General features: G+C 65.2%; 7 protein-coding genes. 1 reads left to right on the plus strand and 6 read right to left on the minus strand.

Annotation, left to right across the window (positions count from 1 at the left end; genetic code table 11):
- The first annotated feature begins 95 nt into the window (after positions 1 to 95).
- The gene (gcvP, locus tag CH291_RS21570; protein ID WP_256980935.1) at positions 96 to 2987 is read left to right on the plus strand and encodes an aminomethyl-transferring glycine dehydrogenase; all 2892 of its coding nucleotides are present in this window, start codon (positions 96 to 98) and stop codon (positions 2985 to 2987) included.
- Between the two features lie 61 nt (positions 2988 to 3048).
- On the opposite strand, the gene CH291_RS21575 is transcribed toward gcvP, so the two are convergent.
- The 6 genes from CH291_RS21575 to CH291_RS21600 form a co-directional block, all read right to left on the minus strand.
- Positions 3049 to 4188, minus strand: a complete 1140-nt coding sequence (locus CH291_RS21575) for a metallophosphoesterase (RefSeq protein ID WP_094688616.1) — start codon at positions 4186 to 4188, stop codon at positions 3049 to 3051.
- A gap of 3 nt (positions 4189 to 4191) precedes the next feature.
- On the minus strand, positions 4192 to 5850 hold the full coding sequence (locus tag CH291_RS21580; protein ID WP_256980936.1) for a substrate-binding and VWA domain-containing protein: 1659 nt from the start codon (positions 5848 to 5850) through the stop codon (positions 4192 to 4194).
- A 67-nt stretch (positions 5851 to 5917) separates the two neighbouring features.
- Positions 5918 to 8092, minus strand: coding sequence for a malate synthase G (locus tag CH291_RS21585; protein ID WP_094671521.1), 2175 nt, complete (start codon positions 8090 to 8092; stop codon positions 5918 to 5920).
- A gap of 65 nt (positions 8093 to 8157) precedes the next feature.
- Positions 8158 to 9072 (minus strand): 3-methyladenine DNA glycosylase, encoded by a 915-nt coding sequence (locus CH291_RS21590; RefSeq protein WP_068047392.1) that lies wholly within the window; start codon positions 9070 to 9072, stop codon positions 8158 to 8160.
- Positions 9073 to 10209: a hemolysin family protein gene (locus CH291_RS21595; protein WP_068047390.1), complete on the minus strand. Its 1137-nt coding sequence runs from the start codon at positions 10207 to 10209 to the stop codon at positions 9073 to 9075.
- Positions 10202 to 11581, minus strand: coding sequence for a hemolysin family protein (locus tag CH291_RS21600; RefSeq protein WP_068047389.1), 1380 nt, complete (start codon positions 11579 to 11581; stop codon positions 10202 to 10204). Before CH291_RS21600 ends, CH291_RS21595 begins: the two co-directional genes overlap by 8 nt.
- Positions 11582 to 11896 lie beyond the last annotated feature (315 nt).

Consider the following 11896-nt stretch of genomic DNA (forward strand, 5'->3'; position numbering starts at 1 on the left):
GCCGGCGCGCTTCACTGGTGCGCCGTGTCCGACCGAATCTCTCAGGCGCACGCGTCAGCGGGCACACGACAGAGGGGGAGGAGCGGCCGGAGCGCATGCCTCGGCCGTCCGACGCCTCGTCCTGGGAGCACATCGTGACCGACCGAACCGGCTCGCCCGCACACACTTTCGTCGACCGTCACATCGGCCCCGACGCCACCGAGTTGGTCCGCATCCTCGACACCATCGGCGTCGACAGTCTCGACGAGCTGGCCCGCAAGGCCGTTCCTTCGTCGATCCTCGATACCGTGGTCGACGGCGTTCCCGACGGCTTGGCGACGCTACCGCCCGCGCTGAGCGAGCACGAGGTGCTCTCAGCACTGGCCGACCTCGCCGGGCAGAACACCGTGGCGACGTCAATGATCGGCCTAGGCTACTACGACACGCTCACCCCGCCGGTGCTGACCCGAGGCATTCTGGAGAACCCGGCCTGGTACACCGCGTACACGCCGTATCAGCCGGAGATCAGCCAGGGGCGACTCGAAGCGTTGCTCAACTTCCAGACCATGGTTGCCGACCTCACCGGCATGGACGTGGCCAATGCGTCGATGCTCGACGAGTCGACGGCGGCCGCCGAATCCATGACCTTGATGCGGCGCGCGAACAGGGCGTCGAAGTCGCCTCGGCTACTGGTCGATTCCGATGTCTTCCCGCAAACCGAGGCCGTGTTGGCCACCCGCGCCGAGCCGCTGGGCATCGAACTGGTCTACGCCGATCTGACCGACGGACTACCCGACGGAGAATTCTTCGGTGTGCTCGCGCAGCTGGCCGGAGCATCGGGCCGTCTAGTCGATCACACGGCGATCATCGAGGCCGCGCACGAGAGGGGGGCCCTGGTTGCAGTGGGAGTGGACCTGCTCGCTGCCACCGTGGTGACCCCGCCCGGTGAGATCGGCGCAGACGTCTGCTTCGGAACCACCCAGCGGTTCGGTGTTCCGATGGGATACGGCGGACCGCACGCCGGCTACCTCGCAGTGCGGTCGGGTCATTCCCGTCAGCTGCCCGGCCGACTGGTCGGGGTCTCGCTCGATGCCGACGGCCACCGCGCCTACCGGCTGGCGCTGCAGACCCGCGAGCAGCACATCCGCCGCGAGAAGGCGACCTCCAACATCTGCACCGCTCAGGTCCTGCTGGCCATCGTCGCCGCGATGTACGCCAGCTACCACGGCGCAGACGGATTGCGTGCCATAGCAACTCGGGTGAATGCGCGTGCTCGAACCGTGGCGGCAGGCCTGCGGGAAGCAGGTATCGAGGTGGTGCACACGGACTTCTTCGACACCGTCCTGGCGGCCGTCCCGGGTAAGGCTCAGGCCGTCGTCGGCGCTGCCAAGCAACGCGGGATCAATCTGCGGCTTGTCGACGCCGACCACGTGGCCGTCGCGTGCGACGAGGCGACGACGCCCGAGCACATCGCGAACGTGCTCGCCGCGTTCGGTGCAGAAACCGCAGGTTCCGGGGCCGAGTCGTTGCCGGCGAACATGACTCGAACCTCGGAGTACCTCACGCACCCGGCATTCACCAGGTACCGGACCGAGACGGCAATGTTGCGCTACCTGCGCGCGTTGTCCGACAAAGACATTGCACTCGATCGCAGCATGATTCCGCTGGGTTCGTGCACGATGAAGCTGAACGCCACCGCGGAGATGGAGTCCATCACCTGGCCGCAGTTCGCCCGTCAGCACCCCTTCGCTCCGTCCTCGGATGTGCCCGGTCTGCTGAAGGTGATCGCCGATCTGGAACGGTGGCTCGTCGACATCACCGGCTACGACGCGGTCAGCCTGCAGCCCAATGCGGGAAGCCAGGGTGAATACGCGGGGCTGCTCGCAATTCGCCGCTACCACCTCGGCAACGGCGATCCCGAACGCACCGTCTGCTTGATCCCGTCGAGCGCCCACGGCACCAACGCAGCCTCGGCCGTGATGGTCGGGATGCGCGTGGTGGTGGTGGCCTGCCGTCCCAACGGTGACGTCGACGTCGATGACCTGCGCGCCAAGATCGCCGAGCACGCCGACACCCTCGCGGCGATCATGATCACCTATCCCTCCACCCACGGCGTCTACGAGCACGAGATCTCCGAGATCTGTGCTGCGGTCCACGACGCGGGCGGTCAGGTGTACGTCGACGGTGCCAACCTCAACGCTCTCGTCGGTCTGGCGCGCCCGGGCCGATTCGGCGGCGACGTCAGCCACCTGAACCTGCACAAGACGTTCTGCATCCCCCACGGAGGCGGCGGGCCCGGTGTCGGACCCATCGGTGTGCGGTCGCACCTGCAGCCGTACCTGCCGGGTCACCCACTGGCCCCGCAGCTCGGTTCGGGACCGACGGTGTCCGGTGCCCCCTACGGCAGCGCCTCGATCCTGACGATCACGTGGGCCTACATCGCGATGATGGGTGCGACGGGGCTCCGGCAGGCGACGCTGACGGCGATCGCGTCGGCCAACTACATCGCCCGTCGCCTCGACGAGTACTTCCCGGTTCTGTACACCGGCGACAACGGCATGGTTGCCCACGAGTGCATTCTCGATCTGCGGGGCTTGACCAAGGACACCGGAGTCACCGTCGACGACGTAGCGAAGAGGTTGGCGGACTACGGCTTCCACGCGCCCACGATGAGCTTCCCGGTGCCGGGAACTCTGATGGTCGAGCCGACCGAGAGCGAGAACCTCGAGGAGATCGACGCGTTCTGCGATGCGATGATCGCCATCAGGGGAGAGATCGATCGCGTCGGATCGGGCGAATGGACGGTCGACGACAACCCACTTCGAGGTGCACCGCACACCGCTCGGAGTCTGGTTACCGAGTGGGATCACCCGTACTCACGGGAACTCGCTGCCTACCCGGCGGGCTACGACCGTCCGAAGGTGTGGCCGGCGGTGCGTCGCATCGACGGTGCCCACGGAGACCGCAATCTGGTGTGCTCGTGCCCACCGATCGAGGCGTTCGCCTGAGCCGAGAACAGAGCCCGCCACAGCGACGTGGCGGGCTCTGGCGTGGTGGAGTCGGAGGCTTCTAGCCCCGAGTGAGTTCGAGCATTGCGATCTCGGGCGGAGCGGCCACCCGCACCGGTGGACCCCACGCGCCGGCACCGCGGGTGGTGTAGAGCGTGGTGTTGCCGATCGTGTCCAGCCCTTGGACACTGGGCTGCTGCAGCGGCACCAGATAACGGATCGGCCAGATCTGACCCCCATGAGTGTGACCGGACACTTGCATGTCCACTCCGAAGTCCGATGCCTCCACCGCCTGCAACGGCTGATGTGCCATCAACAGTACGAAACGATCAGGATCGATCCCGTCCAATGCCGCGGCCAGATCGGGTTCGTACGGAGCCGGTGCGGTGGCGTCGTTGATGCCGGCGATATCGATGGCAGCGTCGCCACGAGTGATCGTCGTACGCTCGTTTCGCAGCACGTCGATGCCGAGCGTCGACCAGAAGTCGAGCCACTCGCCGCCGTCGCCCGCGTAGAACTCGTGATTGCCGCTGACGGCGAACACTCCCAGCGGCGCTTCGAGATCGCGCAGCGGCTCGAGATCTTCTCCCACCAGAGCAACCGTCCCATCGATGAGATCGCCGTCGAGGAGCACGACATCGGGATTCTGGGCGTTGATCGAATCGACGACCTTCTGCACGAAATCCGCGCCGCGGGAGGGGCCGACATGGAGATCCGACACCAACGCCACTCGGACGCCGTCGAATTCGGCCGGTAGCCTGTCGAGCACGACGTCGGTGTTCGTCGCACGCGGAGTCGCCGCCTCGACGAGTCCGTATCCCACTGCAACCACGCTGACGAGTGCCACCGCCGCCGATCCGATCCGCGACACCCGCAGTCGAACAGCGGACGAATCGCGTTTACGAGCCGCGAACACCACTCTCACGACGGTGCAGACCACGGCCACCAGAATCGTTCCCAGGAACAGGTACAGCACCACGGCGAGCCAACTGAGGCCGACGAAGGCGGGTCCTCGTGCCCAGGACGGATCGAACTCCACGCCGCTGCCGAAACCGATCACCGCACCCAGCCACAGCAGTGCCAGTGCAGCATCGACAGCTCGTTTGGGACGTGTCGGCATCCTGGTCAAGGAGAGAAACCGCCAGTGCAGGAACAGGGTGATGAGGAGTAGAAAAACGCCGACAAAAATTACACGAGACATGTTCTAGTACAGCAACTTTCCGAGTAGATCGATGAATTCCGGTGAATCGGACGTCGGTACGGTCGTGGCAGTGCCGCCGGAACGGGCCGCGATGTCGGTGAACGCAGTCGCGTCGGGGTTGTCGCCGATCATCACCACGTTCACTGCGACCGGACGCGCGGCATCGGACACCGAGTTCAGGTCGGTGAGCAGTTCCTCGGGGGACATGGGCGAATCGTCCGGTCCATCGGTGACGAGGACCACCGAATTCACCCGGCCCGGAACGTATCCGGCCACAGCATCGGCGTACGCGACCAGCACGGATGCGAACGTGAACGACGCACCCGCGGGCGTCGACGCGGCCGCGCTGGATTCCAGAGCAGCCCGCCTGGACGTCGGCCCGATCGCAGCCGACATCGGCCCGGTCGGAACGTCGACCCGGAAGGGGAGTGAATTGTCCAGATCCTCGCCGAAGCTCCACAGCCCCAGCTCGGTGGCGTCGGGCACTCGCTGGAACTGCTCGCCGAGAGCGCGAACCGTGTTCTGCAGCCGAGTCGCGCTGCCTTCGGACGTGCCCATCGACTCGGATACGTCGAGCAGCACCGTGGCGCGGCGCGGCAGGACCGGGCTTCGCAGCACGGCCAGCAGTGCGTCGGCCACCGATCCGGAAGGAGCAGCGAGGGCATCGGCGTCCTGGGTCTCGCCGACGCCGAAGCCCGCATCCGTGAGCAATTGCGCACCGTCCGGCTGCCGGACGAAATCGACGAACGCGGCGGCCGCCCGAGTCGATGTCTCGTCGCCGGAGAGTACGGCCGCGGGATGATCGGCAACGGGAGTGGGGCCCTGAGGTTCGACGGCGGTCAACGTCGACGAATCGGTCGATGCCAGTTGCTGCTCGGTGACCGGGACCGCGTGGACGGGGGCATCGGAGCCGGGCGCGTTCTCCAGTGCCGCGAGCGCGTCGTAGGTGGTGGATTCGGACGTCGCGGAGGCTCCGGTGTCGGTGACGGCCAGCTCCGACACGGCCGAGACCACTTCTCTGGACGAGGCCTGTTCCAGGGTCAATTCGCTGGTCGGATCTTCGCGTATCCCGGCAGCGATTGCGGCGAGCGCCAGTGTGGTTGCGCCGGAATCGGATCCGGTCGGTAGTGCGAGACGGAGTGCGCCCCACTCGCCGAGGCCGAATGCCTGCGGATCACGTTGCAGGCGGACCAGGTCGGCCCAACTTGCCGTGGCCAGAGCGTCGGCCACGGCAGACGGCACTGCGAGCACTACCGGACTCGACGCCAGTGGCCGCGGGGTGCCGTCGACTGCCCCGCGGTCGGTCACGGCCTCCACGTCACCCGACGATCGAGGTATCCACAGGCCCGGCCGAGCACCGAGTGCGCCGACGTCCCAGTTGTCGATACCGGCGTTCAATGCCGTCCGCACAGCATCGGAGGCGGTAGCTCGAACCCGCACCGTCACACAGTGATCTCGCACCACCGGTGTGGTGTCGTTGAACCGGGAAGCCAGTTGTTCGACGGGTCCGGAGATGTCGGGATCGGCGGCGACAGTGAGCACCGCCGATCCCTCCACACATGTGTCGGCAGCTTCGACCCCTTGGTCGAAGATACGATCCCGCAGTTGAAACCATCCGAAGACGGCCGCGACCAGCACCGCGATCGTGATCACGACGATCACGGGTCCGGCGGCTATCGAACGCCCGCGCCCTGTGTTCCGATGTTCACCCACCTGATCGACAAGTCCGTCAGGCGTTGACGGCCTTGTACTCCCGTCGGCGACGATGCAGGATCGGCTCGGTGTAGCCGTTGGGCTGGCTGGTGCCCTGGAAGATCAGGTCACTGGCAGCCTGGAAAGCGATGTTGGTGTCGAAGTCGGGAGCCAACGGCTTGTACGTCGGATCGGCTTCGTTCTGGCGGTCCACCACCGGTGCCATCCGCTTCAGCGACTCGCGCACCTGGTCTTCGGTGACGATGCCGTGGCGCAGCCAGTTCGCGATGAACTGACTCGAAATACGCAGCGTTGCACGGTCTTCCATGAGTGCGATGTCGTTGATGTCGGGCACCTTCGAGCAGCCGACGCCGTGGTCGATCCACCGCACCACGTAGCCCAGGATCGATTGCGAGTTGTTGTCGAGCTCGTTCTGCTTCTCCTCGTCGGTCCAGTCCGTGGACGGCGCGAGAGGAATTTCGAGAATGTCGTCGACGCTGGCCCGCTTGGCCTGTGCGATCTCGTGCTGGCGGGCGAAAACATCGACCTTGTGATAGTGCAGGGCATGCAAGGTCGCAGCGGTAGGTGAGGGAACCCACGCGGTGTTGGCTCCGGCCTTGGGGTGGCCGATCTTCTGCTCGAGCATGTCGTGCATCAGATCGGGCATGGCCCACATGCCCTTACCGATCTGCGCCTTGCCTTCGAGGCCTGCGGCCAGACCGGTGTCGACGTTGAAGTCCTCGTAGGCCGCGATCCACTTCTCGCCCTTCATCGCGCCCTTGCGTACGACGGGACCCGCCTCCATCGAGGTGTGGATCTCGTCGCCGGTGCGGTCGAGGAAGCCGGTGTTGATGAACACGACCCGCTCGGATGCGGCCTGGATGCACGCTTTGAGGTTGACCGTCGTGCGGCGTTCCTCGTCCATGATGCCGACCTTGAGTGTGTTGGTCGGAAGGCCGAGGACCTGCTCGACACGGCCGAACAGCTCCGCGGTGAACGCGACCTCGTCCGGTCCGTGCATCTTGGGCTTGACGATGTACAGCGAACCGGTGCGTGAGTTGGACAGCACGTTGTCCGAGGTCAGCGAGTGCATACCGGCCAGCGAGGTGAACAGCGCGTCGAGAATTCCCTCGGGCACCTCGTTGCCGTCGGCATCGAGGATCGCATCCGAAGTCATCAGGTGACCGACGTTGCGGACGAACAGCAGCGAGCGACCGTGCAGTGTCAGTTCCGAACCGTCGACCGAGGTGTAGGTGCGGTCCTTGTTCATCGCACGAGTGAAGCTCTTGCCACCCTTGGAGACTTCCTCGGTCAGGTCGCCCTTCATCAGACCGAGCCAGTTGCGGTAGCCGAGGACCTTGTCGTCCGCATCGACTGCAGCGACGGAGTCCTCGAAGTCCATGATGGTGGTGACAGCGGACTCGAGCAGAACGTCCTTGACTCCCGCGCCGTCGGTCTTGCCGATCGGGCTCTCGGGGTCGATCTGGATCTCGAAGTGCAAGCCGTTGTGGACGAACAGGATCGCCGACGGCGCATCCGGGGTGCCCTGGTAGCCGAGCAGCTGTGACGGATCCTTCAGCCCGACGGTGCTTCCGTCGGCGAGAGTCACCGTCAGAGACGCTGCGTCGACGACGTATCCGGTGGTACCGACGTGCGAACCGGAACTCAGGGGCAACGCTTCGTCGAGGAAGTCCCGCGCGAAGGCGATGACCTTGTCGCCGCGGACCCTGTTGTAGCTGGTGCCCTTCTCGGCACCGTCGGTCTCGGGAATGGCATCGGTTCCGTAGAGAGCGTCGTACAGCGAGCCCCACCGTGCGTTGGACGCGTTGATCGCGAACCGGGCATTGAGCACCGGCACCACGAGCTGCGGTCCGGCCGTGGTGGTGATCTCGGTGTCGACACCGGAGGTGCTGATCTGGAAGTCGGCCGGCTCGTCGAGCAGGTAGCCGATCTCCTTCAGGAATGCCTTGTACGCGGCGCGGTCGTAGTTCGGCCCCGCGTGCTCACCGTGCCAGGCGTCGACCTTGCCCTGGATCTCGTCGCGGACAGCGAGCAACGACTTGTTCTTGGGAGCGAGATCGGCGATCAGCGACGCGGCACCGGTCCAGAAGGCATCCGAATCCACGTCGGTACCCGGCAGCGCCTCCTTCTCGACGAAATCGAATAGGACCTTGGCGACCTGAAGTCCACCAGCCTGCACACGATCGGTCATGAATTCCTCACTCTTTCCGGTCATGGACACCGGTGACCGGTGTCCCCACGACAACGCTGTCGATGTTACTCGGCGGTAGGTCCGACGCCGAACTCGCCGCCGATCAGTAAATTCTGGCATCGAGCGATCAACGCCGAGCGCAGAGGTGCCGCTTCGCTCGACAACTCTCCCTGCGCGCGCACATATTCCGCTCGTCCGGCCGCGGTCTCTATTCGAATGGGTTCGAGATCGTAGTCACTCAGGTCGTACGGGCTCGCGCGCATGTCGATCGTTCGCGCGTGCAGAGCCAGCTCGAAGCAGTCGGTGAGAAACTCGGAATCGATCAGCGGTCCGAGCTTGTAGCACCACTTGTACAGATCCATCGAGGCGTGAATGCACCCGGGTTGCTCGGATGTCAGACGCGACTCCGCCGACAGCGTAAGAGCATTGCGCGGCGCAGCATCGGGAGTGAAGAAGCGGAAGGCGTCGTAGTGAGTGCACCGCAACGTCATCGAATCGACCACGGCATCGGTTCCGTCGTGTCCCAGACGCAGTGGCACCTGCTCGTGACGCTGCGCCGACGTTCCCCCGCGGTAAACCATCGCCCACTCGTGCAGTCCGAAACATCCGAGCACCGGCGGCCTGTCTCGGGTGGCGGAGAGCAGGCCGAGGGTGAATTCGATGCTCGATCGTCGACGCTCGACCAGATCCGACCGCACCCGAAAACCCGGGCCGTCGGCGGTGTCCACCTGCTCGTAGGACGCGAACTCCGCGTAGTCACGCGCACGATCGCCGGTGAGTACGACGCCGTGACCTGGATTCCATCGGCGTAGCTGACCCGGGCGGTGACTGTAGTAGGTGAACAGAAAATCGAGCACCGGATGGACGCCGCCGTGGCCCCGGTCGGTCAGATAATCACCGACGAGGTTCTCCACCCGCGCCGTATGCGCAGCACGACGAGCGGTCCACTGCCCTTCGCTCACCAACGTCGAATTGGGCATTCACGCGTTCCGTGGGGGAGTGGTCGCAGGCTTGAAGTTGGACGACGATTGACCCGGACGGGGACCGGCCACCCGGTGTGTGCCGTCCCGAACCGTACCGACGAACTCCTCGACCAGGTCCTCGAGCGCGACGATACCGACCGTGGCACCGGTCGCGTCGTGCACGGCACCGAGGTGGCTGCTGGCCCGACGCAACTTGGTCAACGCGTCGTCGAGCACCGTGTCGATGGAGACCACCGGCAGTGCTCGCACTTCAGTGCGGGGAATGACCGTGTCCGGTCCTGCCGACTCGTCGGCCATGTCGTCGAGTACGTCCTTGAGGTGCAGGTAGCCCACAAGTGCACCCGAGGCGTCGCGAACCGGATAGCGCGAGAATCCCGTTTCGATGACGGCTCGTTCGACCGAGCCCAGGGTGGGTCCGAGGGTGTGATCGGGACCGGACAACTCGATACTGCGAACCTGGTGCGAGGGAATCAGAACCTCACCCACCGTTCGGCCGGACGTCTCGAGCGCCTGCCGCAATCGTCGATGCTCCTCGGCGTCGATCAATCCCTCGGATCGTGATTCGCCGATCATCTGCGACAACTCGACCGCCGACACCGACGAACTCAGCTCGTCCTTGGGTTCGATCCGCAGCAGTCGAAGGGTGAGGTTGGCGCACATGTTGTAGAACGAGATCAGCGGCAGTGCCACCTTGATGAACAGCAGATGGATGGGCACCAGAATCATGGCGGTGCTCTCCGGGCCCGCGATGGCGATGTTCTTGGGCACCATCTCGCCGACGAGAATGTGCAGCACGACCACGAGCGTCAGCGCGATGGCGAAGGCGATCGGATGCAGGAAGGACTCGGGAATGCCGACTGCCTCGAGCGGAACCTCGATCAGGTGTGCCACCGCGGGCTCCGCCACGCGACCGAGAAGGATCGAGCAGATCGTGATGCCGAGCTGTGCGGCGGCGAGCATCTGCGACAGGTTCTGACCGGCCTCGATCACGCTCTGGGCGCGCTTCTTGCCTTGCGCGAGCAGAGCTTCGAGGCGATCCCGCCGAGCCGAGATCAGTGCGAACTCGGCACCGACGAAGAATGCGTTGCCGGCGAGCAGCAGAACAGCGAGACCGACTCCGAGGAAATCACCCATCGATCTCACCGTCCGATCTCATCCGAGCCACCGCTGCCGCGTCGACGGGCAGGAGCACCACCCGGTCGATGCGGCGGCCGTCCATACGAATCACCCGTGCCACCCAACCGCCGTCTCGTTCGAGCGGATCCTCGTTGGCCGGGGGAGGCAACAGAACTGCGTCCCCCTCGGTCGGAATGCGACCCAACTCGGTCAGTACCAGACCGCCGATGGTTTCGTACTCGCCCTCCGGCGCGGAATACCCCGTGGCCGACGCGACCTCGTCGATACGCAGCAGGCCTGCGCAATCCCATCCGTCGCCCGACCTGGAGACGTCAAGCTCCGGCTCGTCGTGTTCGTCGCGCACGTCACCGACGATCTCCTCGATCAGATCCTCCATCGTGACCATGCCCGCGGTGCCGCCGTACTCGTCGACGACGAGCGCGACCTGCATACCGTCGGCGCGTACCCGTTCCATCACCGCGTCGCCGTCGAGGCTGGACGGTACGACAGGAACGTCGCGTGCCAGGGACTCGACCGTCGTCGAGCGACGGTGCGCTCCGGCGACGGTGAACGCATGCTTGATATGAACGACGCCGATGGTGTCGTCCAGATCGCCGTCGACCACCGGAAAGCGCGAGAAACCGGTCCGCGCCGCCGTTTCGATCAAATCGGCCACTGTGGCGTCGGTGGCGAGCGTTTCGATCTTGACTCGTGGAGTCATCAGTTCCTCGGCCGTGCGATCACCGAACTGCAACGACCGATCGACCAGTCGTGCAGTGTTCTCGTCGATCGATCCCTGCCGCGCCGACGTGCGGACCAGCGAACCCAGTTCCTGCGGCGACCGCGCGGATCTCAGTTCTTCCGCCGGTTCGATGCCGAGCCGGCGTACCAGCCAGTTCGCCGAGCCGTTGAGCCCGTTGATGGCCCATTTGAAGACCAGTGAGAACCCGGCCATCGCACCGGCGGTGACACGAGCGGTCGACATCGGTTTCGCAATGGCGATGTTCTTGGGAACCAGCTCACCGAAGATCATCGAGAACGACGTGGCCAGGATCAGCGCCACGGCGAGCGAGATTCCTGCGGAGAGGGTCTCGGATGCGCCCAGCGCGTCGGCCAGCGGCCGAATGAAGCCGGCCAGCACAGGTTCGGCCAGGTAACCGGTGATCAGTGTCGTGATGGTGATGCCGAGTTGGGCACCGGACAGCTGAAACGACAGTGTCTTGTGGGCGTGCAGCACCTGGCGTGAGCGCAGGTCGCCGTTGTCGGCCTGTGACTCGACCGCACTGCGTTCGAGAGCGGTCAGAGAGAACTCGGCCGCAACGAACAGTGCGGTGCCGGCCGTCAGAGCGACGAAACCGAGCAGGCTGACGATGGTCAGAAGAAGCGCCACGCGTCAGCTCCGCCTGAGCCGGGACCGTCGAAGCTGGGACAGGAGCATCGCGCCGCCGGAATGCACGTGGTTGCCGAAATCTGAGTCGCCGGGTCTCTCTCCCGGCTCGATAGAGGATCCCTCCGAAGTGGAACCGTCGTCGTGTTGTTCCGCAGTTGCCGCTACGGCAACCGAGATAGTGGGTGCCTCGGGCACCTGATTCCCTTCTGTCCGGTTCGCGATGTGGTCCCACCCCGTGAGGAGCCGACCGTTCCGCCACACGTCGGGAATCGAATGCTCGAATGTCCGACGAGTGACGAGCGCGAACAACTGTGT

The organism is Rhodococcus sp. 14-1411-2a (assembly GCF_002259485.1).
Taxonomy (GTDB): domain Bacteria; phylum Actinomycetota; class Actinomycetes; order Mycobacteriales; family Mycobacteriaceae; genus Rhodococcoides.